We start from the raw sequence: 24,894 nt of genomic DNA, 5'->3' as shown, positions 1-24,894 counted from the left end.
CATGCACGCTTTGCAAGCCAAGATTCTCGACCCACGCATCGGCAGCGAATTCCCCCTGCCGCAGTACGCCACCCCCGGCTCCGCCGGCCTGGACCTGCGCGCCATGCTCAAGGAAGACACTGTCCTTGAGCCGGGCCAGACCCTGCTGATTCCTACCGGCCTGTCCATCTACATCGGCGACCCGGGCCTTGCGGCCATGATCCTGCCGCGCTCGGGCCTGGGCCACAAGCACGGTATCGTGCTGGGCAACCTGGTGGGCCTGATCGACTCCGACTACCAGGGCGAGCTGATGGTGTCGTGCTGGAACCGTGGCCAGACCGCCTTCAACATCGCCATCGGCGAGCGCATCGCCCAGCTGGTGCTGGTGCCGGTGGTTCAAGCTCACTTCGAACTGGTCGATACATTCGACGAAACCCAGCGCGGTGCTGGGGGGTTCGGCCACTCCGGCAGCCATTGACTACGCTGGAGTAACAGCGAAATCGCGGCCGGCTAGCCGAGCGTCAAAGGGAGATGCGCAGTGAACGATTTCACAGCTGGCGGCCAGGTCCGCGCCACTGACACCAGTGCGCCCCAGATCCGCAGCGCCCTGTGGGTGGCGGTGATGGGGCTGGCCGTGGCGACCGTGCTGGTAGGTCTTGGCCTGCCCAGCCCGTCGCCAGCCGCGCTGTACCGCTCGATGGCGCAGGTCGCCGCCAGCAACCAGGGCCTGGAACTGCAGAAGCAGGCGGCCATCCTGGTGGCGCAGACCGACAGTGCCACCCACCAGCAGGAAGTGCTGCACGCCACCCAGGCCACCGCGCAGCCCGGCGCCCTATTGGCCGCGCTGGACTACCTGCCCGGCCTGGTGGACGCCTACGCCGTCGCCCGCGGCCAGGCAGCGCTGGACAACAACCGCCCCTCGCCAGTCAATTTCGTCAGCCTGGACCTGATTCGCCAGGTCGAGGCCGGCGCGCGGCCGCTGCTGCAGGCGCAGAAAGTCGGCGAGCGCTGGCTGGTATACAGCCTGGCGCCCGTCCATGACGCCAGCGGCACCAACGTGCTGGGCACCCTGCTGCTGAGTTTCGACCTCGGTGCCCTGACCACGGCATTCGCGGCCCTGCCCGCCGATTTCGGCGAAGTGGAGCTGCAGCAACGCTTTGACCAGGGCGCGGCGCAGAGCCTGTTCAAGACCGGCACCGCGGTGCTGGACGACCATTACCCGGTCACCGCCGGCAACTGGACCCTGGTCTTCACCCCCGGCACTCTGTTCAAGCCCGCGCTGCAGTGGCGCAGCCTGGTGTTCTGGCCCCTGGCCCTGCTGCTCGCCATCGGCGGCGCGTGGCTGGCCCTGGGCATGCTGGCCCGGCGCTTGCGCGAGCAACTGGCGAGCGATGCCCGGCAATTGACCCAGCTGATCCAAGAACTCTCGGGCGGAAAAGCCGTCAAAGCCTTCAGCCTGAGCCTGCCAGAGCTCAACGTGGTGGCGGCAAGCCTCGCCCGGCTGTCGCTGCAGGGTAATCGCCACGCCTCGCCAGCTGCGCCCGCGATGCCGCTGATGCCGCTGCCCACGGACACCGGCCTGCTCGAACCAGCGCTTCCCACGCACGACCAGGCCCCCAAGAACATGGAGCCCCGCAACCCAATGAATGGCCAAGCGCACGTCGCCCCCCGGCTTCCCGAGAGCATTTTCCGCGCCTACGACATCCGCGGTGTGTTCGGCGACACCCTGACCGCCGAGGCCGCCTACTGGATCGGCCGCGCCATCGGCTCGCAGAGCCTGGCCCAGGGCGAGCCCAACGTGGCCGTGGGCCGCGATGGCCGGCTGTCTGGCCCGGTGCTGGTGCAACAGCTGATCCAGGGCATCGCCGACTGCGGCTGCCACGTCACCGACGTCGGCCTGGTGCCGACCCCGGCGCTGTATTTCGCCGCCAACGTGCTGGCTGGCAAGTCCGGCGTGATGCTGACCGGCAGCCACAACCCGCGCGACTACAACGGCTTCAAGATCGTCATCGCCGGCGACACCCTCGCCAACGAGCAAATCCTGGCCCTGCACCAGCGCCTGAAGGACAACGACCTGGCCAGTGGCCAGGGCACGGTCGAGCAGGTCGAGATTCTCGACCGCTATGTACAGCGCATTCGCGACGACATCGTCCTGGCACGTCGGCTGAAGGTGGTGGTGGACTGCGGCAACGGCGCCGCCGGCGTCATCGCCCCGCAGCTGATCGAAGCGCTGGGCTGCGAGGTCATCCCACTGTTCTGCGAAGTGGACGGCAACTTCCCCAACCATCACCCCGACCCGGGCAAGCTCGAGAACCTCGAGGACCTGATTGCCAAGGTGCGCGAGACCGGCGCCGACCTGGGCCTGGCCTTCGACGGCGACGGCGACCGCGTGGGCGTGGTGACCAACACCGGCACCGTGGTGTACCCCGACCGCCTGCTGATGCTGTTTGCAAGGGACGTGGTGGCCCGCAACCCGGGCGCCGACGTGATCTTCGACGTCAAGTGCAGCCGCCGCCTCAGCCCGCTGATCAGCAGCTACGGCGGCCGCCCCGTCATGTGGAAGACCGGCCACTCGCTGATCAAGAAGCACATGAAGCTCACCGGCGCGCTGCTGGCGGGCGAGATGAGTGGGCACATCTTCTTCAAGGAGCGCTGGTACGGCTTCGACGACGGCATCTATAGCGCCGCGCGGCTGCTGGAGATCCTCAGCCAGGGCAAAGACAGCGCCGAAGCGCTGTTCGCGGCGTTCCCGAACGATATTTCTACCCCCGAACTCAATATACATGTGACCGACGAGGGTAAATTCAGCATCATTGATGCTCTGCAACGCGACGCACACTGGGGCGACGCCAACCTGACCACCATCGACGGTGTGCGGGTGGACTATCCCAAGGGCTGGGGGCTGGTACGCGCCTCCAACACTACACCTGTGCTGGTGCTGCGTTTCGAGGCCGACGACCAGGCGGAACTCGAGCGCATCCAGGACGTTTTCCGCGCAGAGCTGCAAAAAATCGCCCCTGATCTCCAATTACCGTTCTGATTGTTTCACTGGAGCCCTGCATGACCCTCGAACGTGATGCCGCCACCAACGTCGCCAAGGTACTGTCCGAAGCGCTGCCCTACATCCGCCGCTTCGTCGGCAAGACGCTGGTGATCAAGTACGGCGGCAACGCCATGGAGAGCGAAGAGCTCAAGACCGGCTTTGCCCGCGACATCGTGCTGATGAAGGCCGTGGGCATCAACCCGGTGGTCGTCCACGGTGGTGGCCCGCAGATCGGTGACCTGCTCAACCGCCTGTCGATCAAGAGCGAGTTCATCGACGGCATGCGCGTCACCGACGCCCAGACCATGGACGTGGTGGAAATGGTCCTCGGCGGCCAGGTGAACAAGGACATCGTCAACCTGATCAACCGCCACGGCGGCAGCGCCATCGGCCTGACCGGCAAGGACGCGGAGCTGATCCGCGCGAAAAAACTGCAGGTCACCCGCCAGACCCCGGAAATGACCAAGCCGGAAATCATCGACATCGGCCACGTGGGCGAAGTGGTCGGCGTGAACACCGACCTGCTGAACATGCTGGTGAAGGGCGACTTCATTCCGGTGATCGCGCCGATCGGCGTGGGCCCGGACGGCGAGTCCTACAACATCAACGCTGACCTGGTGGCCGGCAAGGTCGCCGAGGCGCTGAAGGCCGAGAAGCTGATGCTGCTGACCAACATCGCCGGCCTGATGGACAAGCAGGGCAACGTGCTGACCGGCCTGAACACCGAACAGGTGAACGCGCTGATCGCCGACGGCACCATCTACGGCGGCATGCTGCCCAAGATCCGTTGCGCGCTGGAAGCGGTGCAGGGCGGCGTGACCAGCTCGCACATCATCGATGGCCGCGTGCCCAACGCCACCCTGCTGGAAATCTTCACCGATATCGGCATGGGCACCATGATCAGCAACCGCAAGCGTCATTGATTGCCACCTGACGCGGCCGCCAGGCCGCGTCAGGCTCCGCTCAATTCCCCAACAGCTTCGCCAACCGCGCCCGGTCCCGGGCAAACTGCTGGTCGATCTGCTGCCGCGTGGCCTGGTAGTTGACGATCCGCGCGCTGACATCCGCACGCTGGCCCTCGATGGCCTTCATCTGCTCCAGCAGCTCCTGCGGCACCGGCTGGCCGTTGCGCTCCAGCTCCGCCGCCTGCGCCTGCAAACTGTTGCGCTGCCCTTGCATGGTCACCAGGTTGCCATTCGCGATCGCCACCATGCCATCGATCTCGGCAAGGCGCTGCGCCCTGGCACGGTCGAGTTCACTGAGGCTGGGGTAGAGATGCAGCAGTTGGTTGTCTGCCGCCGCCTGGGCGCTGGCCGCCTGCTGCTGGCGCAATTCGTCGGCGCTGGGGGCGGGCGGCACGGTCTGCACCACGCGGCCCTGGGCGTTGAGCACTTCATAGCCCTTGCCGACGTATTCGGGCGGCACGCCCTGGCGGTCCAGCACGGTTACCCCGTGGCTGTCCACGTAGCGGTAGAACACCAGCGGCGGGCCGTCGGCAGACCACGCGGGCGAGGCCGCCAGCGCCGCCAGCAGGCAGCACGTGGCGAAACCTCGCACGGCAGTCACCCAGTCAGATACCGAACTGGGCGCGGTAGGCCTGCACGGCCGGCAGGTGTTGCTTGAGCTCGGCGTCGTCGGCCAGGAACTCCAGCACCTGGTCCAGGGACACGATGCTGACCACTGGAATGCCGAAGTCACGTTCCACTTCCTGGATCGCCGACAGCTCGCCGTTGCCGCGCTCCTGGCGGTTCAAGGCGATCAGCACGCCGGCAGCCTTGGCATTCTGGGCAGTGATGATCTGCATCACTTCGCGAATGGCGGTGCCTGCAGTGATCACGTCGTCGATGATCAGGATGTCGCCTTCCAGCGGCGAGCCCACCAGGCTGCCACCTTCGCCGTGATCCTTGGCTTCCTTGCGGTTGAAGCACCACGGAATATCGATGCCATGGTGCTCGGCCAGCTGCACTGCGGTGGCCGCTGCCAGGGGAATACCCTTGTAGGCTGGGCCAAACAGCACGTCGAAGGCGATACCGCTTTCAACCACGGCGGCCGCGTAGTATTTACCCAGCTGGGCCAGGGCAGTACCGCTGTTGAACAGGCCGGCATTGAAGAAATAAGGACTGGTGCGCCCGGATTTCAGGGTGAACTCACCGAAACGCAGTACCCCGCGATCGATGGCAAAACGAATGAAGTCGCGTTGATAGGCGTGCATAAAAAGTCCCGAATACCACGGCTTTAGCTAATTGAGTTGAGCTCGGGTATCATACACGCACGAGATTTTTGGGGCCATTTATGCGGATCATCAGTGTGAACGTTAATGGTATTCATGCCGCAGTCGAGCGTGGTTTGCTCAGTTGGCTGCAGGCACAGAATGCCGACGTCATCTGCCTGCAGGATACTCGTGCCTCCGCCTTTGAACTGGACGATCCAGCCTTCCAACTGGATGGCTACTTCCTTTATGCCTGCGATGCCGAAGTGCCCACCCAAGGTGGCGTGGCACTTTACTCGCGGTTGCAACCCAAGGCGGTAATCAGCGGCCTCGGCTTCGAGACAGCCGACCGCTACGGGCGCTACCTGCAAGCAGACTTCGACAAATTGAGCATCGCCACCCTGCTGTTGCCTTCGGGCCAGAATGGCGATGAAGACTTGAACCAGAAGTTCAAGTTGATGGACGACTTCGGCAAGTACCTGGACAAGCAGCGCCGCAAGCGCCGCGAGTACATCTACTGCGGCTCGCTGTATGTGGCGCAGCAGAAGCTGGACATCAAGAACTGGCGCGACAGCCAGCAGTCGCCCGGCTTCCTGGCGCCGGAACGTGCCTGGATGGACGAGATCGTTGGCAACATGGGCTACGTGGATGCCCTGCGCGAAGTCAGCCGCGAAGGCGACCAGTACAGCTGGTGGCCCGATAACGAACAGGCCGAGATGCTCAACCTGGGCTGGCGCTTCGACTACCAGCTGCTGACCCCAGGCCTGCGGCGCTTCGTGCGCAGCGCTCGCCTGCCACGCCAGCCGCGCTTCTCCCAGCATGCCCCGTTCATCGTGGACTATGACTGGACCTTGACCATCTGAATGGTCGAGGCGCAAAAAAGCCGACCCTTGGGTCGGCTTTTTTGTGTGCGGCTTTTGTGGGAGCTGGCTTGCCAGCGAGCTTTTGACCTCGAAAAGCTCGCTGGCAAGCCAGCTCCCACAGGCTATTTAATCAGCCAACGCGGCTTGCTGCAGCTCGAACAGCTCGACCATGCCTTTCTGCGCCAACGCCAGCATGGCGTTCAGCTCGGCAGGCTGGAACGGCGCGCCTTCGGCGGTGCCCTGCACTTCGATGAAACCGCCTGCGCTGGTCATCACCACGTTCAGGTCGGTCTCGGCAGCCGAGTCTTCCAGGTAGTCCAGGTCCAGCACCGGCTCGCCCTGGTACATGCCCACCGACACGGCGGAGATCATGTGCTTGAGCGGGTCGCCGCCTTTTAGGCCGCCACGTTTCTTGATCACTTTCAGCGCGTCGACCAGGGCCACCATGGCACCGGTGATGGACGCGGTGCGGGTGCCGCCGTCGGCCTGGATCACGTCGCAGTCGACGTACAGGGTGACGTCGCCCAGCTTGGACATGTCCAGGGCTGCGCGCAGCGAACGGCCGATCAGGCGCTGGATTTCCAGGGTGCGGCCGCCCTGCTTGCCCTTGCTCGCTTCGCGCTGGTTACGCTCGCCGGTGGCACGCGGCAGCATGCCGTACTCGGCGGTCAGCCAACCCTGGCCCTGACCCTTCAGGAAGCGCGGCACGCCATTCTCGACGCTGACCGTGCAGATAACCTTGGTGTCACCGAACTCGACCAGTACAGACCCTTCGGCGTGCTTGGTGTAGTTGCGGGTGATGCGGATCGAGCGGAGCTGATCGGCAGCGCGACCACTTGGACGTTTCATCTGGGATACCTGTACTGAGGAACGAAAACTGCCGAGCATTATAAGACCTGTGGTCATTTAATGCCCGACTTGAGTTGCAACACCATGGCGCGCGTGCCAGGGGAAACATTTTTCAGCCAGACGGTCGACATGCTGTAACAGCAATGGTTTGGGCGCCGACGCACCGGTGCGCTACAATCCTGCGCCTTTGCAGCCGTACGGCTTTCATTCCCTTTCTGCGAGGTACTCCCATGGTGCACAGCATGACCGCCTTCGCCCGCGTCGAACGGGCGGGCACCCAGGGGACCCTCAGCTGGGAATTGCGCTCGGTCAACCACCGCTACCTGGAACCGCACCTGCGCCTGCCCGAAGCCTTCCGCGACCTGGAAATCGCCGTGCGCGAAGCACTGCGCCAGGGCATTTCGCGCGGCAAGGTGGAATGCACCCTGCGTTTTTGCGAGGTGAACAGCGGCAAGCCGCTGCAGGTCGACCGTGAGCGCGCCGCGCAACTGGTGGCCGCCGCCGAGACCGTCGCCAGCCTGATCAAGCAGCCCGCCGCGCTCAACCCGCTGGAAGTGCTGGGCTGGCCCGGCGTGCTGGTGGCCGACGCCGCCGACCCGCAGGCGCTGAACCAGGAAGCCATCGAGCTGTTCAACGAAGCGCTCAAGGAACTCAAGGCCGGTCGCGACCGCGAAGGGGCCGAACTGGCCCGGCTGATCAACGACCGCCTCGACGCCATGGCCACCGAGGTCAAGACCCTGCGCAGCCAGGTGCCACACATGCTGGCCGTGCAGCGCCAGAAGATCCTCGATCGCTTCGCCGACATGCAGGTCGAGCTCGACCCCCAGCGCCTGGAGCAGGAAATGGTGCTGCTGGCGCAGAAGAGCGATGTCGCCGAGGAGCTGGACCGCCTCAGCACCCACGTCACCGAGGTGCGGCGCGTGCTCAAGGCTGGCGGCGCGGCAGGCCGGCGCCTGGACTTCCTGATGCAGGAACTCAACCGCGAAGCAAACACACTGGGCTCCAAGGCCTTCGACCCGCGCAGCACCCAGGCTGCGGTCAACCTCAAGGTGTTGATCGAGCAGATGCGTGAACAAGTGCAGAATATTGAGTAAGGCAACCGCAGAATGAACCACAGCACCGGCACCCTGTACATCGTTTCCGCCCCTTCGGGCGCGGGCAAGACCAGCCTGGTCAATGCGCTGATCAACGCGCAGCCGAACATTCGTGTCTCGGTCTCGCACACCACCCGCGCCATGCGCCCGGGCGAGGTGAACGGCGTGAACTACCACTTCGTCGATCGTGCCGAGTTCGTGCGCATGATCGAGCACGGCGACTTCCTGGAGCAGGCCGAAGTGTTCGGCAACCTCTACGGCACCTCGCAGAGCACCCTGCAGCAGACCCTGGACGAAGGCCACGACCTGATCCTGGAAATCGACTGGCAGGGCGCCCAGCAGGTGCGCAAGCTGATGCCGGCGGCGCGTTCCATCTTCATCCTGCCGCCAACCCAGCAGGCCCTGCGCCAGCGCCTGACCAATCGTGGCCAGGACAGTGACGAGATCATCGACGGGCGCATGCGCGAAGCCGTCAGCGAGATGAGCCACTACGTCGAATACGACTACCTGGTGATCAACGACGATTTCGCCACCGCGCTGGACGACCTGAAGGCGATTTTCCGCGCCAATACCCTGGAGCAAGCCCAGCAACAGGGTCGTTTTACCGATCTATTGAGCCAATTACTGGCTTGAATGAAGCTTTCCGCGCTGCGATAGGTTACCGTTGAGGTGTCTACGCAGCGCCCTGGCGAGCTGTTTGAAAATCAGCGCTTCCCTAAACGCTGGTGATTTTTTAAACTATCGAGTCCGCTCGCCCATCCGGGCTGCGCGCATACTGCATTTGCTACGAGGAAGACCATGGCCCGCGTAACCGTTGAAGACTGTCTAGAACACGTGGAAAACCGCTTTGAGCTGGTCATGCTCTCTACCAAGCGTGCCCGTCAACTGGCCACCGGCGGCAAAGAGCCCCTGGTCCAGTGGGAAAACGACAAGCCTACCGTTGTGGCCCTGCGCGAAATCGCCGAAGGCCTGATGAGCTACGAGTTCATCGCCAACGCCGAAATCGTCGAGGACGAACCGCTGTTCGCAGCGTTCGAGGACGAGTCCAACGAGGCCGTCTAAGCCTATGCCTGGTCGACGTAGCACGGCGCGGGAACACAGCCTACGGCAGGAGTCATCATGCCGAGCATAGACGCCCTCGCCGATCGCTTATCGACCTACCTCGGTGCCGACCAGGTCAACCTGGTCCGCCGGGCGTACTTCTACGCCGAACAAGCCCACGACGGCCAACGCCGCCGCAGCGGCGAGCCTTACGTCACGCATCCGCTGGCGGTGGCAAACATTCTTGCCGACATGCACATGGACCATCAGAGCCTGATGGCGGCCATGCTGCATGACGTGATCGAAGACACCGGCATCGCCAAGGAAGCCCTCAGCTCGCAGTTTGGCGAGACCGTGGCGGAACTGGTGGATGGGGTCAGCAAGCTGACCCAGATGAACTTCGAGACCAAAGCCGAGGCCCAGGCCGAGAACTTCCAGAAGATGGCCATGGCCATGGCACGCGACATTCGCGTGATCCTGGTCAAGCTGGCCGACCGACTGCACAACATGCGCACCCTGGAAGTACTGTCTGGCGAAAAACGCCGGCGCATCGCCAAGGAAACCCTGGAAATCTACGCCCCCATCGCCAACCGGCTGGGCATGCACAACGTGCGCGTGGAATTCGAGGACCTGGGCTTCAAGGCCATGTACCCCATGCGCTCCGCGCGCATCTACCAGGCGGTGAAGCGCGCCCGCGGCAACCGCAAGGAAATCGTCCAGAAGATCGAGCAGTCCCTGAGCCATTGCCTGGCCGTGGACGGTATCGAGGGCGACGTCAGCGGCCGCCAGAAGCACATCTATGGCATCTACAAGAAGATGCGCGGCAAGCGCCGCGCCTTCAACGAGATCATGGACGTGTACGCCTTCCGCATCGTGGTGGACAAGGTCGACACTTGCTACCGCGTGCTCGGCGCCGTGCATAATTTGTACAAACCGCTGCCTGGGCGCTTCAAGGATTACATCGCGATCCCCAAGGCCAACGGCTACCAGTCGCTGCACACCACGCTGTTCGGCATGCACGGCGTACCGATCGAGATCCAGATCCGTACCCGTGAAATGGAAGAGATGGCCAACAACGGCATCGCCGCCCATTGGCTGTACAAGTCCAGCGACGACGAACAGCCCAAGGGCACCCATGCCCGTGCCCGCCAGTGGGTCAAGGGCGTGCTGGAAATGCAGCAACGTGCCGGCAACTCCCTGGAATTCATCGAAAGCGTGAAGATCGACCTGTTCCCGGACGAGGTCTACGTGTTCACGCCCAAGGGCCGCATCATGGAGCTGCCCAAAGGCTCCACGGCTGTCGACTTCGCCTACGCGGTGCACACCGACGTGGGCAACAGCTGCATCGCCTGCCGCATCAACCGCCGCCTGGCGCCACTGTCCGAACCGCTGCAAAGCGGCTCCACGGTGGAAATCGTCAGCGCGCCGGGCGCACGGCCGAACCCGGCCTGGCTCAATTTCGTGGTCACCGGCAAGGCGCGCACGCACATTCGCCACGCGCTGAAGCTGCAGCGCCGCTCCGAGTCCATCAGCCTGGGCGAACGCCTGCTGAACAAGGTGCTCAACGGCTTCGACAGTGCCCTGGAAAACATTCCCGCTGAACGCGTACACGCCATGCTGGCCGAATACCGCCTGGAGCAGATCGAAGACCTGCTCGAGGACATCGGTTTGGGCAACCGCATGGCCTACGTGGTGGCGCGCCGCCTGCTGGCCAGCGAAGGCGAGCAGTTGCCCAGCCCGGAAGGCCCGCTGGCCATCCGCGGCACCGAAGGCCTGGTGCTCAGCTACGCCAAGTGCTGCACGCCAATCCCGGGCGACCCTATCGTCGGCCACCTGTCGGCGGGCAAGGGCATGGTCGTGCACCTGGAAAACTGCCGCAACATCAGTGAAATCCGCCACAACCCGGAAAAGTGCATCCAGCTTTCCTGGGCCAAGGACGTCACGGGCGAATTCAATGTCGAGCTGCGCGTGGAGCTCGAGCACCAGCGCGGCCTGATTGCCCTGCTGGCCAGCAGCGTCAACGCCGCCGATGGCAATATCGAGAAGATCAGCATGGACGAGCGCGATGGTCGCATCAGCGTGGTCCAGTTGGTCGTCAGCGTGCACGACCGCGTGCACCTGGCTCGCGTGATCAAGAAACTGCGGGCGCTGACCGGCGTCATCCGTATCACGCGGATGCGTGCGTAACGCGGCCTTCCCCCTGCCAAGGAGTCATCAATGACCAAGACCGTTATCACCAGCGACAAGGCCCCGGCCGCCATCGGCACCTACTCCCAGGCCATCAAGGCGGGCAACACCGTCTACATGTCCGGGCAGATCCCGCTGGACCCGAAAACCATGGAACTGGTGGAAGGTTTCGAAGCCCAGACCGTACAGGTCTTCGAAAACCTGAAGGCCGTGGCCGAAGCAGCCGGCGGTTCGTTCAAGGACATCGTCAAGCTGAACATCTTCCTGACCGACCTGAGCCACTTCGCCAAGGTCAACGAGGTAATGGGCCGCTACTTCGAGCAGCCATATCCAGCCCGCGCCGCCATCGGCGTGGCCGCACTGCCACGCGGTGCACAGGTTGAAATGGACGCCATCCTGGTCGTCGAGTAAACCGAGTACGGCGAAGCGCCAGGCGCTTCGCCTTTCCCCTCCCCGGAAGGATTCCCTACATGCGCCACGCGCTTGTCCTGCCGTTGCTGGCCGCGCTACTGAGCGGCTGCGCCAGTCACAGCAATGTCGACCCCAGCGGGGTCTGGATCAACCAGAAAGCCATCGATACCGCCGCCAAGGGCCAAGGCCTGCGCGACGCCCTGGGCGCCAACGGCCCGGTGCTGGAATGGCAGCTCAACAGCAAGGCTGGCCAGGTCAGCTTCAGCAACGGCTTCGAACGCGCCCAGGGCAACCTGCAGCCGTTGGGCAAAGGCAAATGGGCGGCCGATTTCCAGGGCCACCAGCAGCTGCAACTGACTACCGATGACGACGAGCTGATCCTGGCGGCCAGCCAGTCGGGCCCCAAGCAGGTGTTCGTCAAGCCCAAGACCAGCGTCGACCCTGGCGCCCCACTGGGCAGCAGCTTCGAGCAGGCGCTGTATGCCGCCTACCTGGGTGGCGAATGGAAGATCGTCGAAGGCGCCGGCGAAGGCGGCGTGGTGCATTTCATGGCCAACGGCCAACTGGCCGGCTTCCCCAACGCCGACCGCTATGCCCTGTGCCTGGCGGGCGACTGCGCGACCATGACCGGCGATGCCGACAGCATGTGGATCGAGTTGAACAAGCAAGGCGCGCCGTACATCTTCAAGCGTGACGGCAAGCAGCTGGAAATCTTCGAGGTGGTCAACCAGGCCCAGGCCGACGAGATGCCCAGCTTCAAGGCCGGCGCCCGCCGCTGGCTGCTAAAGAAGCAATAACCCCTCCTCCCGTAGCAGCTGCCGAAGGCTGCGTCCCGCGGAGAACATGGCTAACCGCGGTGCCCATGACGCGGCCTGGTGGCCGCTGCTACGGGAGGGTGGAGAGGATGGCTTCGTACCCCTCGCGGTAGCTGGGGTACTGCGGCACCCACCCCAACGCCCGGGCCCGGGCATTGCTGCAGCGCTTGTTGCCGTTGCGGCGCACGCTGGCCTCCTCCGCCCAACCCTGCACGCCCAGGCGCGCCCGCAACCACTCCACCACCTCGGCCAACGGCGCCGGCTTGTCGTCCACGCCCAGGTAGCAACTGGCTACCGGTTCGCCCTGCACATCCTGCTGCAACAGAAACGCCAACAGCCCGGCGGCATCGTCGCTGTGGATGCGGTTGCCGAACAGCGCAGGCTCGTGGGCTACCCGATAGCCTTGGCGTACCTGCTCCAGCAGCCGCTCGCGGCCGGGGCCGTAAATGCCGGTCAGGCGCACGATAGTGGCCGGCCAGCCGCTGACCCGGGCCACCTGCTCGGCTTGCAGCATCAAGCGACCGGAATACCCTGTGGGCTCGGTGGGTGAATATTCGTCGATCCACTCTCCACCCGATTGCGCATACACGCTGCTGCTGGACACGAACACCAGCCGCTGGGGCGCCTGGCGGTTGTCCTTGAGCCAAGCCACCACCCGGGTCAGCCCGTCGACGTAAGCCGCCTGATACCCGGCCTCGTCATGCTGGCTGGCCGCCACGCAGTACACCACGTAGTCGATGGGCCCCTGGGGCCAGCCCGCGGGGCATTGCTCCAAAGCCAGGTCGCCGGCCACCGGCAGCACGCCCTGGGGCAGCCTGGCCACCTGCCGGCGCATCCCGTGGACCTGCCAATTGAGCGCGAGCAACTGCCTGGCCAGGCGGCCGCCGACATCGCCACATCCAATGATCAAAACGCTTGGCACGGGCATTTCCTTACTCCTGAATCAACGCTGCACACTGCTCTGGATACCACAATAGCGACAAATTGCAGGAAAAAAATCCAGCGTATCGCTTTTGTTAACAAGAATTACTTGCAATAATAACGGCCCATTTTGTTCTCGGCCCGCTCTCGAGGCCTGGAAGGACATCCACTCCTTACTCCTCTAAGGTCCGGCCAGCATGACTCCTAATCGCCCTAGCGTTTCGCCCTCTCGTACACGCCCTTGGCGCGGTATTGCCGCCCTGATGATCGGCCTGGCCCTGACCCCGGCGGCCTTCGCCGACGAACCGGCTGCCCAGGCCCACCAGGCCGCGCCGGCCGCCGCCGTTGCCGCGCCAGCGCCTGCCGCTGCGGACACCACTGCCCTGCCAGCCGCCACTGACGCACAGCCTGCCGACGACGCCGCAGCCGAGCCTGTCGTTGAAACCGGCTTCGGCCTGGGCCACGACCTGTCGCCGTGGGGCATGTTCCAGAACGCTGACATCATCGTGAAGATCGTGATGATCGGCCTGGCCATCGCCTCCATCATCACCTGGACCATCTGGATCGCCAAAGGCTTCGAGCTGCTGGGCGCCAAGCGCCGCCTGCGTGGCGAGATCGCCCAGCTGAAGAAGGCCACTACCCTGGCCGCCGCCAGCGAAACCGCCAGCAAGTCCGGCACCCTAGCCCACCTGCTCGTGCACGACGCCCTGGAAGAGATGCACCTGTCGGCCAACGCCCGCGAGAAGGAAGGCATCAAGGAGCGCGTGAGCTTCCGCCTGGAGCGCCTGGTTGCCGCCTGCGGCCGCAACATGAGCAACGGCACCGGCGTGCTGGCCACCATCGGTTCCACCGCGCCGTTCGTCGGCCTGTTCGGCACCGTGTGGGGCATCATGAACAGCTTCATCGGCATCGCCAAGACCCAGACCACCAACCTGGCCGTGGTTGCCCCCGGCATCGCCGAAGCCCTGCTGGCCACCGCCCTGGGCCTGGTTGCCGCTATTCCAGCGGTAGTGATCTACAACGTCTTCGCCCGCTCCATCGCCGGCTACAAGGCCCAGGTTTCCGACGCATCCGCCCAGGTACTGCTGCTGGTCAGCCGTGACCTGGACCACCAGCCAGGCGAGCGCAGCGCTTCGCCACACATGGTGAAGGTGGGTTAATCCATGGGTCTGCACCTGAACGAAGGTGGCGACGACCTCGCCGAGAACCACGAAATCAACGTCACGCCCTTCATTGACGTGATGCTGGTGCTGCTGATCATCTTCATGGTCGCAGCGCCCCTGGCCACCGTTGACATCAAGGTAGACCTGCCCGCCTCCACGGCGAAGCCGGCGCCGCGACCGGAAAAGCCATTGTTCCTCAGCGTCAAGGCCGACCAGAGCCTGTACCTGGGCGACGACAAGATCGACCGGGCCCAGCTGGGCCCGGTGCTCGACGCCAAGACCAAGGGCAAGAAGGACACCACGATCTTCTTCCAGGCTGACAAGAGCGTCGACTACGGCGACCTGATGGACGTGATGAACGCCCTGCGCGGCGCCGGCTACCTGAAGGTTGGCCTGGTAGGCCTTGAGACGGTAGGGAAGAAATGATCACGACGCGCCATAAGCTGACGCGTTACGGCGGTAGCCTGGCGGTGGTGCTGGGGGTGCATGCCCTGGCCATCGCCCTGGCGCTGAACTGGCACGCCGCGCCACCACCGGAGTTGCCGCCCATGGCAATGATGGTGGAAATGGCGCCAGTGCCGGAAGTGGCGCCGCCACCACCGCCCAAGGTGATCACGCCGCCCACGCCGCCAACCCCGGTAGAGGAACTGCCACTGCCCAAGCTGGCCGAGGCGCCCAAGCCGACGATCGCGATTCCCAAGCAGGAAAAGCCAAAACCCAAGCCCAAGCCACAGCCGCCCAAGCCTGAGAAGAAGCCGGAACCGCCGCAGGAAACGCCACCTTCGGAGAAGGTCGTCGACACCGCCCCGGCGAAGGACTCTGCGCCCAAGGCCCCCGTGGCCCAGCCGCAGATGCCGTCCAACAGCAACGCGCTGCCCAACTGGCAGGGTGACCTGTTGCGCCACCTGGCCAAGTACAAGAAGTACCCCGAGGACGCTCGCCGCCGTGGCATGCAGGGCGTGAACCGCCTGCGCTTCGTGGTGGACGCCGAGGGCAAGGTGCTGTCGTACGAGCTGGCCGGTGGTTCGGGCAGCGCAGCGCTGGACCGCGCAACCCTGGACATGATCCGCCGGGCACAGCCGTTGCCGCCGCCGCCCAAGGAGCTGCTGAACAACGGCAGCCTGGAAGTGGTAGCGCCGTTCGTCTACTCGCTGGACAAAAGATGAATATCTGTTTCTGACATACAGATGCAACCTTGATAACGTGCGTCTATCGATTGCAGCCGCTATGCTGGGCCCGCAACTTCATGGACGCACGTTATGACTCTCACAGAATTGCGCTACATCGTCACCCTCGCCCAGGAGCAGCACTTTGGCCACGCCGCCGAGCGTTGCCATGTCAGCCAGCCGACCTTGTCGGTGGGGGTCAAGAAACTCGAAGATGAACTGGGTGTGCTTATTTTCGAGCGCAGCAAGAGCGCCGTGCGCCTGACCCCGGTTGGCGAGGGCATCGTCGCCCAGGCCCAGAAGGTCCTTGAACAGGCCCAGGGCATCCGCGAGCTGGCCCAGGCCGGCAAGAACCAACTGACCGCGCCCCTGAAGGTCGGTGCCATCTACACCGTCGGCCCATACCTGTTCCCGCACCTCATCCCGCAACTGCACCGGGTCGCCCCACAGATGCCGTTGTACATCGAGGAAAACTTCACCCACATCCTGCGCGACAAGCTGCGCAATGGCGAACTGGACGCAGTGATCATCGCCCTGCCGTTCAACGAGGCCGATGTGCTGACGCTGCCGCTGTACGACGAGCCGTTCTACGTGCTGATGCCCGCTGGCCACCCGTGGACGCAGAAAGAGACCATCGACTCGTCGCTGCTCAACGACAAGAGCCTGCTGTTGCTGGGCGAAGGCCACTGCTTCCGCGACCAGGTGCTCGAAGCCTGCCCGACCCTGGTGAAGGGCACCGAAGGCGCCAAGCACACCACGGTGGAATCCAGCTCGCTGGAAACCATCCGCCACATGGTCGCGTCCGGCCTGGGCGTGTCGATCCTGCCGTTGTCGGCGGTGCACAGCCACCACTACGCCCCCGGCGTGATCGACGTGCGCCCGCTCACCCCGCCGTCGCCGTTCCGTACCGTGGCCATCGCCTGGCGCGCCAGCTTCCCGCGGCCCAAGGCCATCGAGATCCTCGCTGACTCCATCCGCCTGTGCTCCGTGGCCAAGCCGACGCCGTTGAGCAAAGTCGCCACATGACCGAGCTGTCCAAGGTAGCGGTCACCGCCCTCAAGGGCATTGGCGAGGCCATGGCCGAAAAGCTCACCAAGGTGGGCCTGGAAAATCTTCAGGACGTGCTGTTCCACCTGCCCCTGCGCTACCAGGACCGCACCCGCGTAGTCCCCATCGGGGCCCTGCGCCCGGGCCAGGACGCAGTGATCGAAGGCGTGGTCAGCGGCGCCGACGTGGCCATGGGCAAGCGCCGCAGCCTGCTGGTGCGCCTGGGTGACGGCACCGGTTCGCTGAGCCTGCGCTTCTACCATTTCAGCAACGCGCAGAAAGAAGCCCTGAAGCGCGGCACCCACCTGCGCTGCTACGGCGAAGCCAGGCCTGGCGCCTCGGGGCTGGAGATCTACCACCCCGAATACCGCGCCCTTACCGGCGACGAGCCGGCGCCGGTGGAACAGACGCTGACGCCCATCTACCCCACCACCGAAGGCCTGACCCAGGCCCGGCTGCGGCAGCTGTCGCAACAGGCCCTGGCCATGCTCGGCCCGCGCAGCCTGCCCGACTGGCTGCCCGCCGAGCTTGCCCGCGAGCACCAACTGGCGCCGCTGGACGAGGCCATCCGCTACCTGCACCACCCGCCGCCCGATGCCGACCTGGAAGAGCTGGCCGTAGGGCACCATTGGGCCCAGCACCGCCTGGCCTTCGAGGAACTGCTGACCCACCAGCTGTCCCAGGCACGCCTGCGTGACAGCCTGCGGGCCCTGCGCGCGCCCGCGCTGCCCGTGGCCAAGCGCCTGCCCAAGCAGTACCTGGCCAACCTGGGCTTCGCCCCTACCGGCGCGCAGCAACGGGTGGGCAAGGAGATCGCCTACGACCTCAGCCAGCGCGAGCCCATGCTGCGCCTGGTGCAGGGTGACGTGGGCGCGGGCAAGACCGTGGTCGCGGCGCTGGCCGCCTTGCAGGCGCTGGAAGCCGGTTACCAGGTGGCGCTGATGGCGCCCACGGAAATCCTTGCCGAACAGCATTTCATCACCTTCAAGCGCTGGCTCGAACCGCTGGGCATCGAAGTGGCCTGGCTAGCCGGCAAGCTCAAGGGCAAGGCGCGGGTCGCCGCCCTGGAACAGATCGCTACTGGCGCGCCCATGGTGGTCGGCACCCACGCGCTGTTCCAGGACGAGGTGAAGTTTGCCAACCTGGCGCTGGTGATCATCGACGAACAGCACCGCTTCGGCGTGCAGCAGCGCCTGGCCCTGCGCCAGAAAGGCGTGGGCGGGCGCATGTGCCCGCACCAGCTGATCATGACCGCCACGCCCATCCCGCGCACCCTGGCCATGAGCGCCTATGCCGACCTGGACACCTCGGTGCTCGACGAACTGCCACCCGGCCGCACCCCGGTGAACACCGTGCTGGTGGCCGACAGCCGGCGCCTGGAGGTGGTCGAGCGGGTGCGCGCTGCCTGCGCCGAAGGCCGCCAGGCCTATTGGGTGTGCACCCTGATCGAAGAGTCCGAGGAGCTGACCTGCCAGGCGGCCGAAACCACTTTCGAAGAACTGACCAGCGCCCTGGGCGAATTGCGCGTGGGGCTGATCCACGGGCGCATGAAACCGGCGGAAAAAGCCGAGATCATGGCGCAGTTCAAGGCCGGCGAGCTGCAATTGCTGGTGGCTACCACGGTGATCGAGGTCGGCGTGGACGTGCCTAACTCCAGCCTGATGATCATCGAGAACCCCGAGCGTCTGGGCCTGGCGCAATTGCACCAGCTGCGCGGCCGGGTAGGCCGTGGCAGCGCAGTCAGTCACTGCGTGCTGCTGTATCACCCGCCCCTGTCGCAGATCGGCCGCGAGCGCCTGGGTATCATGCGCGAAACAAACGATGGCTTCGTCATCGCCGAGAAAGACCTGCAGCTGCGCGGGCCCGGCGAGATGCTCGGTACCCGCCAGACCGGTTTGCTACAGTTCAAGGTGGCGGACCTGATGCGTGATGCCGACCTGCTGCCAGCCGTACGGGACGCGGCCCAGACCTTGCTTGCGCAATGGCCTGCGCACGTCGACCCGCTACTGGAGCGTTGGCTGAGGCACGGCCAGCAATACGGACAGGTTTAGGAACGCGTCCACCGCGGCTATTTCGCCGCGGTTGCGACGTAACGCTCAAAAAAGACTTGGCACGATGGATCCAGCAGCGCCTGCAAGCTGGGTATACTGTCGGCCATGTAGGAATATGGATACAGACCATGACTGAAGTTGCCCTGGACACCGCAACCCCCCACACCCCGTCTGTCATTCACGATATGCTGGGAAAGCTGGTCATCAGCTATCGCGAGGTGCTCGACCACCCGCAGCTGGACCCTGCGCGCAAGGTCCAGGCAGTGCTGCTCAACGATGCCGTTGGCGCGCTCATGGTGCTGTTCCCGCAGAATCAGCTGCTGGACCTGAACCGTCTGGCCGAGTTGACCGGGCGCCGGCTCACCGCCGTGCCGCTTGATCGCCTGGACAAGATGCTGGCCAAGCACGACCTCAAGCAGCTGCCCGGCCTGCCGGCACTCACCAGCTCGCCTTGCCTGTACGACGAACGGCTGCTGGACGCCAGCGACCTGCTGATCAATTCAGGCCAGCCGGGCCTGCTGCTGGAAATCACCCGCGACGATTTCCGCAAGATGCTCAACAAGGCCAGCGCCGGCAACTTCGGCGAGCCGCTGGGCAGCATCCGCCCCAACCTCGACCGCCCCCACGACGACCGCCAGGAAATCACCCAGGCGGTGCAGGCGTTTACCGCGCGGCGCATCCAGCAACGCCTGGAAGCCACCATCGAGATCCCGCCGCTGGCGGAAACCGCGCAGAAAATCATCAAGCTGCGCGTGGACCCGAACGCCACCATCGACGACATCACCGGCGTGGTGGAGACCGACCCGGCCCTGGCCGCGCAGGTGGTCAGCTGGGCGGCCTCGCCGTACTACGCGTCGCCGGGCAAGATCCGCTCGGTGGAAGACGCCATCGTGCGCGTGCTGGGCTTCGACCTGGTGATCAACCTGGCGCTGGGCCTGGCCCTGGGCAAGACCCTGAGCCTGCCCAAGGACCAGCCGCAACATGCCACGCCATACTGGCAGCAGTCGATCTACACCGCTGCGGTGATCGAAGGCCTGACCCGCGCCATCCCGCGGGCGCAGCGCCCCGAAACCGGGCTGACCTACCTGGCCGGCCTGCTGCACAACTTCGGCTACCTGCTGCTGGCCCACGTGTTCCCGCCGCACTTCTCGCTGATTTGCCGCCACCTGGAGGTCAACCCGCACCTGTGCCACAGCTACGTGGAACAGCACCTGCTGGGCATCACCCGCGAGCAGATCGGCGCCTGGCTGATGCGTTTCTGGGACATGCCCGAGGAACTGGCCAGCGCCCTGCGCTTCCAGCACGACCCCAGCTACGATGGTGATTACGCCCAGTACCCGAACCTGGTGTGCCTGGCAGTACGCCTGCTGCGCAGCCGCGGCATCGGTTCGGGCGCCGACGAAGGCATTCCCGACGAGCTGCTGGAGCGCTTGGGGCTGAGCCGCGAAAAGGCCGAGGAAGTGGTCAGTAAAGTGCTGGACGCCGAGGTACTGCTGCGCGAACTGGCTTCGCAGTTCAACCACCACTGACCGCGTGGGAGCCGGCTTGCCGGCTCCCCCGGGCTTATTTCTTCTTCGGTTTCAGGTATTTCATGATGCCCTGGAACCAGATCACCAGCGCCGGGTTGCCCTTGATCTGGATGGTCTTGTCCTGGATACCCTGCATGAACGCCAGCTGCTTGTTCTTGGCCTGCAGGGTCTCATAGCCGAAGGCGGCGTCTTTGAAGGCGATGGCGAACGCCGGGTCGGCCACGGTGCCGCCCTTGCTGGTCACGCGCATGTCCTTGACGATGAAATGCCGGGCCACCTTGCCGTCCAGGGTCTGCAGCTGGAACACCAGGTCGCGGTCCTTGAGCTGCTGGCTGAAAGCGGGGTTGGTGCGGCTGGCCCGGGCCATCAACATGCCCATGGCCCAGAGCAGAAAGCGAAACTTCATGTACGCGCCTCGGAAAAATCATCAATAGGGTACGCAGCAGTGTACCGCTATCGCCGCACGGCACCACTACAAAATCATTTTTTAACGATTTTGCCCGCCAAACAAGGTTTTTAGACGCCATATCGGCGAATTATCGGGCTGTCTAAGCAGGCAACACACTGGGCGATTCGCCACCTTTCAAAGTCGAGAAAACTCCGTCACGATAACAAACTCGAACGTGACGGTACGTTTTCAGCCTGTACGAATCAGACCGTACAAAAAAACCATCTGGCCACTCGTTTGACAGCAACACCGGGGCCCACTAGCTTCTATTGGATCCTTTACACATTGCGTTACATTTATGCAGGTAGCCCGATCGTGACAGCCAAAAAGTCGTTGAGCTCCATTCTGGGCACCGAGCAGGTTCCAGCCCACCTGGCTCGGTCAGTTATCGAGGAGAAGCTGCGCAGCGCCATATTGGACGGCCGACTACCCGCGGGCATGGCAGTACGCCAACAGGAGCTGGCCACGCTGTTCGGCGTCAGCCGCATGCCGGTGCGTGAAGCCTTGCGCCAGCTGGAAGCGCAGTCACTGCTCAAGGTGGTCATGCACAAGGGTGCAGTGGTGGCGCCACTGATCGGCGAAGACGCCGTGGACACCTACAACCTGCGCCTGCTGCTGGAAACCGAGGCACTGCGCCAGTCGGTGCCCAACCTGACCGAAGCGCACATCGCCGAAGCGCGCCATTACATCGATCAGCTCGACACCGAGACCAACCTCAGCGAGCTGGGCCGCCTGAACCGCCTGTTTCACCTCTCCTTGTATGCCGGCTCCAGCAACCGCAAGCTGCTGCGGCTGATTGAGCAGGAGCTGAACGAGGAAGAACGTTTCCTGCGCTTCCACCTGTCGTCCATGGGTTTGGGCAAACCCACCCAGGATGATCACATTGAACTGGTGGATGCCGTGCAGGACCGCGACGTCGAACGTGCGGTCACCGTGCTGCAACGGCACCTGAACAACGCATCCGCAACCATCCGGCATTATCTCGACACTCGCCAGCCGGATTGAACGGGCGCCGCGCCCAGGGAGGCGGCGCGGCCCCGGTAAGACATGCCCGGCACGGCCCGGGTGGGGGAAAGGCCGTGCACGTTCAAAACAACCCATGGTTGATGGTCGCCAATTCCGGGCAGCCCACGCTGATGCGCCTGATCTGCTTCTCATGCGCGGGCGCCGACCCGGCGCAGCTGTTGCAGTTGGCCGAGGACCTCGAAGACCACATCGAGCTGGTCACGGTTTGCCTGCCCGGCCACGGCGCACGGGCCGACGAACCGGCCCTGGAAGACTGGCCGCGGCTGCTTGAACAGACCTTCGCCCAGCTCAAGCCGCTGCTGGCCGAGCCCCACGCCATGTTCGGCCATTGCCTGGGCGGCAGCATCGCCTACGAAATCGCCAAGCGGGCCATCCGCGCCTTCCCTCGCCAGACCCGCCACCTGTTCATCGCCGCCTGCCGCAGCCCCGATACTTCCCCACGCACTCCGTTGCTGCATCAATTGCCTGGCCGGCAATTGTTCCAGGCCCTCGAAGCCCTGAACGCCATTACCTCCCAACAATCGTCCGACCCTCACTTTATCGCCCAAGTCGAACCCATGCTGCGCCGCGACCTGCAACTGGCCGAATCCTGGTCGGACACGGTCGGGCATTCGCTGCAAGTGCCACTGACGGCCCTGTACGGCAGTGAAGACCCATTGGAACCCATGGCCAACATGCTGCCGTGGCAAGGTTTTACCGCGCGCGAATTCGAGCTGATCGAGCTGCCGGGCGACCATTTCTTCGTACACAGCCAGCGCCAGCGTCTGCTACATATCATCAATACCCATCTGGGCCTGCTCAGCGCCTGACTCTCCGCTTGCTTACCTCCTGTAATCGCCCCCTGATGGCAATCTGACCATTTAACGCACACTCTTTGCCTTGGCCCCAGGGCCGTGACCAGCCCATACAAACTATGGGCCGCCGACAGTCACCCATGCAGGAGCAACGCGCGCCGGGCTTGTCCCTCGACTAAATAAATCCCCCCATCTCAAAACTTAGAGTGCTCCGAGTGATGCATTCACTCGCTGTTATTGATTTTGACCGTAAAACGTTGAAAGGGGAGCGCTTGCGCCTCTAAAACTGGCGACGCCGGTTTTAGCGCAACCCTATTGTTTTTAAAATCATAACCTGTTGTTTTTTAACGATTTTATTTGAACAAAAACAACTTCATGGTCTAGCGTTTAGAGGGCTGAGGGGCAGCAACCAACAGCACCCATTTAGCCAATAACAATATTTTACATTTACCCACGAAAACAAAGGAGATATTCAGCCGCTTTTGAGTTGACTGCCGCAGACAAAGTTAATTCCGTTGACGACCTGTTCGAAACAGTGAGGAAGTGCCATGACCTTTCAAAACGTTGTGCTTGAACAAAAGAAAAGCGAACTGGGTGCACACCCGATCTTTGCCGAGATCAACTCGTTGCCCATATTGCAGCGTTTCATGGAAACCCATGTATTTGCGGTATGGGATTTCATGTCCCTGACCAAGCGCCTGCAACGTGAACTGACCTGCGTCAGCCTGCCCTGGCTGCCACCACGAGACCCCAAGGCCGCCAGGCTGATCAACGAGATTGTGCTGGGGGAAGAAACCGACGACCACCTGCTCGAAGGCCACTACAGCCACTTCGAACTGTACCTGGACGCCATGCGCGAGATTGGTGCCGATACCGCGCCTATCGAGCGCTTCGTGCAGCTGCAGGCCGAAGGCGTCAACTACCTGACCGCCCTGCACAGCGTCAACGCCACCCCGGCGGCGGTACGCTTTGTCTGCAACACCCTGGACACCGCTTTGCACGCGCCGGCCCACATGGTCGCGGCAGCGTTCCTGCATGGCCGCGAGAGCGTCATTCCGCAGATGTTCCAGCAACTGCTGGACGACTGGCAAATACCCCGGGAACAGGCCCCTACCCTGCACTATTACCTGCAACGGCACATCGAGGTCGACTCGGACGACCACGGCCCGGCCGCGCAGTCGCTGCTGGACCGCCTGGTAGACGATGACCCGCAACGCCAACAGGAAGTGCACGAGGCGGCGCTGGCAGCCATCGAAAGCCGCATGGCGTTGTGGAACGGGCTGCGGGCGACCCTGCACGCGCGCACCGGGGTGAGCGCATGAACGCCGCCGACTATCGCTCGTTCGCCGACGCCTGGGAAAACCGGGCCACCATCCGCACCCGACCGCGACGGCGGGTGGAGGACGACCAGCGGCTGATCTACCCGGTCAGCCGCCAGCCGCTGGTGCTCAGCGCCACCTTTGAGCGCGAGTGCCCGCAGTTGCGCGACTTCGCCCTGGTGCAGAGCTTGTACAAATTCATCCACGACGTGGTGATTTTCGAGACCGAGATCGTCAACCACACCGCCGGCGCCATCGCTCGCGGCCGGTTCGCCATGGCGCTGCCCTTTGCCTGCCGTTACGACGCCATGACCGTGGTGGTGGACGAGGACTACCACGCCCTGGTGGCCATGGATTTCATGCAGCAGACCATCGAGCTGACAGGCATAGAGCCCATCGGCCTGCCCAGTGAAATCGAACTGAGCCGGGCCATCCCGGCGGCATTGGCGCAACTGCCCGAAGGGCTGCGCCAGGCCGGCGAGCTGATCTGCGTGGCGATCGCCGAAAACACCCTGACCAACGACGTGGCCGCGTTCGCCCGCGACGCCACGGTGAAAGACTCGATCAAGGGGCTGATGGCCGACCACCTGCTGGACGAAGGTCGGCATTCGACGTTCTGGACCCGCCTGGTGCGCATCTACTGGCAAGCGGCGCCCGCCGCCGACCAGGCGCACCTGGCGCGGATGCTGCCGACCTTCATCGAGCGCTACCTGACCAACGATATCCAGAAGGCCTTCGACCTCAGCCTGATCGAGCACCTGCACGCCGATGCCTGCGTGCGTCGGGCCCTGGCCGAGGAGGTGCAGGCCCTGGCCTACCCGATCAACCACCAGCACCCGTTGCTGGCCAACATCCTGCGGTTTTTCCAGGGCAGCTCGATGCTCGACAGCCCCTGCGTGCGCGATGCCCTGGCCGCTTACCTGAGCTGATTCAAGGAGA

25 protein-coding genes are annotated in these 24,894 nt (G+C 64.1%); 20 read left to right on the top strand and 5 right to left on the bottom strand.

The features are described from left to right. The first annotated feature begins 1 nt into the window (after window position 1). From dut to argB, 3 genes are all read left to right on the top strand, one after another. Complete coding sequence (dut, locus tag RAM80_RS18025) at window positions 2–457, top strand: dUTP diphosphatase (protein WP_416421825.1); 456 nt, start codon at window positions 2–4, stop codon at window positions 455–457. A gap of 1,164 nt (window positions 458–1,621) precedes the next feature. Continuing rightward, window positions 1,622–3,019 carry a phosphomannomutase/phosphoglucomutase gene (locus RAM80_RS18020; protein ID WP_416427513.1) on the top strand — a complete coding sequence of 466 codons (1,398 nt, stop codon included), beginning with the start codon at window positions 1,622–1,624 and terminating at the stop codon, window positions 3,017–3,019. A gap of 20 nt (window positions 3,020–3,039) precedes the next feature. Then, window positions 3,040–3,945, top strand: coding sequence for an acetylglutamate kinase (argB, locus tag RAM80_RS18015; RefSeq protein WP_008366823.1), 906 nt, complete (start codon window positions 3,040–3,042; stop codon window positions 3,943–3,945). Window positions 3,946–3,985: 40 nt separating this feature from the next. Here argB and RAM80_RS18010 read toward each other — a convergent pair whose 3' ends face one another. Then, entirely contained in the window at window positions 3,986–4,588 is a 603-nt protein-coding gene (locus RAM80_RS18010) for a DUF4124 domain-containing protein (RefSeq protein WP_416421824.1), read from the bottom strand. Window positions 4,589–4,592: 4 nt separating this feature from the next. Next, window positions 4,593–5,234 carry an orotate phosphoribosyltransferase gene (gene pyrE, locus RAM80_RS18005; protein ID WP_416421823.1) on the bottom strand — a complete coding sequence of 214 codons (642 nt, stop codon included), beginning with the start codon at window positions 5,232–5,234 and terminating at the stop codon, window positions 4,593–4,595. Between the two features lie 80 nt (window positions 5,235–5,314). On the opposite strand from pyrE, the gene RAM80_RS18000 reads away from it, so the two are divergent. Continuing rightward, the gene (locus tag RAM80_RS18000; RefSeq protein WP_008366828.1) at window positions 5,315–6,094 is read left to right on the top strand and encodes an exodeoxyribonuclease III; all 780 of its coding nucleotides are present in this window, start codon (window positions 5,315–5,317) and stop codon (window positions 6,092–6,094) included. Between the two features lie 126 nt (window positions 6,095–6,220). Here the strand turns inward: RAM80_RS18000 and rph are convergent, their stop codons facing one another. Next, entirely contained in the window at window positions 6,221–6,943 is a 723-nt protein-coding gene (gene rph, locus RAM80_RS17995) for a ribonuclease PH (RefSeq protein ID WP_416421822.1), read from the bottom strand. Window positions 6,944–7,173: 230 nt separating this feature from the next. On the opposite strand from rph, the gene RAM80_RS17990 reads away from it, so the two are divergent. The 6 genes from RAM80_RS17990 to RAM80_RS17965 all read left to right on the top strand — a co-directional run bounded on the left by RAM80_RS17990 (window position 7,174) and on the right by RAM80_RS17965 (window position 12,473). Then, window positions 7,174–8,037, top strand: coding sequence for a YicC/YloC family endoribonuclease (locus RAM80_RS17990; RefSeq protein ID WP_416421821.1), 864 nt, complete (start codon window positions 7,174–7,176; stop codon window positions 8,035–8,037). A 12-nt stretch (window positions 8,038–8,049) separates the two neighbouring features. Beyond that, a complete protein-coding gene (gene gmk, locus RAM80_RS17985) occupies window positions 8,050–8,670 on the top strand; it encodes a guanylate kinase (RefSeq protein WP_416421820.1) in 621 nt (206 codons plus the stop codon). A 165-nt stretch (window positions 8,671–8,835) separates the two neighbouring features. Beyond that, the gene (rpoZ, locus tag RAM80_RS17980) at window positions 8,836–9,099 is read left to right on the top strand and encodes a DNA-directed RNA polymerase subunit omega (protein ID WP_003177259.1); all 264 of its coding nucleotides are present in this window, start codon (window positions 8,836–8,838) and stop codon (window positions 9,097–9,099) included. Between the two features lie 57 nt (window positions 9,100–9,156). After that, the gene (gene spoT, locus RAM80_RS17975) at window positions 9,157–11,265 is read left to right on the top strand and encodes a bifunctional GTP diphosphokinase/guanosine-3',5'-bis pyrophosphate 3'-pyrophosphohydrolase (protein WP_416421819.1); all 2,109 of its coding nucleotides are present in this window, start codon (window positions 9,157–9,159) and stop codon (window positions 11,263–11,265) included. Between the two features lie 30 nt (window positions 11,266–11,295). Further along, entirely contained in the window at window positions 11,296–11,676 is a 381-nt protein-coding gene (locus RAM80_RS17970) for a RidA family protein (RefSeq protein WP_008366837.1), read from the top strand. A 59-nt stretch (window positions 11,677–11,735) separates the two neighbouring features. Beyond that, a complete protein-coding gene (locus RAM80_RS17965; protein ID WP_416421818.1) occupies window positions 11,736–12,473 on the top strand; it encodes a hypothetical protein in 738 nt (245 codons plus the stop codon). A gap of 88 nt (window positions 12,474–12,561) precedes the next feature. On the opposite strand, the gene RAM80_RS17960 is transcribed toward RAM80_RS17965, so the two are convergent. Next, window positions 12,562–13,419, bottom strand: a complete 858-nt coding sequence (locus RAM80_RS17960; RefSeq protein WP_416421817.1) for an SDR family oxidoreductase — start codon at window positions 13,417–13,419, stop codon at window positions 12,562–12,564. A gap of 190 nt (window positions 13,420–13,609) precedes the next feature. Between RAM80_RS17960 and exbB the strand changes: the two genes are divergently transcribed. The 6 genes from exbB (at window position 13,610) to RAM80_RS17930 (ending at window position 20,368) form a co-directional block, all read left to right on the top strand. Further along, window positions 13,610–14,572 carry a tonB-system energizer ExbB gene (gene exbB, locus RAM80_RS17955; protein ID WP_416421816.1) on the top strand — a complete coding sequence of 321 codons (963 nt, stop codon included), beginning with the start codon at window positions 13,610–13,612 and terminating at the stop codon, window positions 14,570–14,572. A gap of 3 nt (window positions 14,573–14,575) precedes the next feature. Further along, the gene (exbD, locus tag RAM80_RS17950; RefSeq protein WP_416421815.1) at window positions 14,576–15,001 is read left to right on the top strand and encodes a TonB system transport protein ExbD; all 426 of its coding nucleotides are present in this window, start codon (window positions 14,576–14,578) and stop codon (window positions 14,999–15,001) included. Then, entirely contained in the window at window positions 14,998–15,741 is a 744-nt protein-coding gene (locus tag RAM80_RS17945; RefSeq protein WP_416421814.1) for an energy transducer TonB, read from the top strand. Before exbD ends, RAM80_RS17945 begins: the two co-directional genes overlap by 4 nt. 93 nt (window positions 15,742–15,834) lie before the next feature. Then, window positions 15,835–16,767, top strand: coding sequence for a LysR substrate-binding domain-containing protein (locus RAM80_RS17940; RefSeq protein ID WP_416421813.1), 933 nt, complete (start codon window positions 15,835–15,837; stop codon window positions 16,765–16,767). Then, window positions 16,764–18,839: an ATP-dependent DNA helicase RecG gene (gene recG, locus RAM80_RS17935; RefSeq protein ID WP_416421812.1), complete on the top strand. Its 2,076-nt coding sequence runs from the start codon at window positions 16,764–16,766 to the stop codon at window positions 18,837–18,839. The genes RAM80_RS17940 and recG overlap by 4 nt, the downstream gene beginning before the upstream one ends. 128 nt (window positions 18,840–18,967) lie before the next feature. Beyond that, entirely contained in the window at window positions 18,968–20,368 is a 1,401-nt protein-coding gene (locus RAM80_RS17930) for an aminoacyl-tRNA deacylase and HDOD domain-containing protein (RefSeq protein ID WP_416421811.1), read from the top strand. A 34-nt stretch (window positions 20,369–20,402) separates the two neighbouring features. Here the strand turns inward: RAM80_RS17930 and RAM80_RS17925 are convergent, their stop codons facing one another. Next, window positions 20,403–20,774 carry a helicase gene (locus RAM80_RS17925; protein ID WP_416421810.1) on the bottom strand — a complete coding sequence of 124 codons (372 nt, stop codon included), beginning with the start codon at window positions 20,772–20,774 and terminating at the stop codon, window positions 20,403–20,405. A 357-nt stretch (window positions 20,775–21,131) separates the two neighbouring features. Here RAM80_RS17925 and RAM80_RS17920 point away from each other — a divergent pair, with 357 nt between their 5' ends. From RAM80_RS17920 to RAM80_RS17905, 4 genes are all read left to right on the top strand, one after another. After that, window positions 21,132–21,821 (top strand): GntR family transcriptional regulator, encoded by a 690-nt coding sequence (locus RAM80_RS17920; RefSeq protein ID WP_416421809.1) that lies wholly within the window; start codon window positions 21,132–21,134, stop codon window positions 21,819–21,821. A 74-nt stretch (window positions 21,822–21,895) separates the two neighbouring features. Further along, window positions 21,896–22,651 (top strand): thioesterase II family protein, encoded by a 756-nt coding sequence (locus RAM80_RS17915; RefSeq protein ID WP_416421808.1) that lies wholly within the window; start codon window positions 21,896–21,898, stop codon window positions 22,649–22,651. Between the two features lie 533 nt (window positions 22,652–23,184). Further along, complete coding sequence (locus RAM80_RS17910; protein WP_416421807.1) at window positions 23,185–23,958, top strand: DUF3050 domain-containing protein; 774 nt, start codon at window positions 23,185–23,187, stop codon at window positions 23,956–23,958. Further along, on the top strand, window positions 23,955–24,884 hold the full coding sequence (locus RAM80_RS17905; RefSeq protein WP_416421806.1) for a diiron oxygenase: 930 nt from the start codon (window positions 23,955–23,957) through the stop codon (window positions 24,882–24,884). The genes RAM80_RS17910 and RAM80_RS17905 overlap by 4 nt, the downstream gene beginning before the upstream one ends. Window positions 24,885–24,894 lie beyond the last annotated feature (10 nt).

Origin of the sequence: Pseudomonas sp. App30 (assembly GCF_047947025.1) — a bacterium.
In the GTDB taxonomy this organism is placed as follows: Bacteria; Pseudomonadota; Gammaproteobacteria; order Pseudomonadales; family Pseudomonadaceae; genus Aquipseudomonas.
This window is presented reverse-complemented; position numbering and strand designations above follow the sequence as displayed.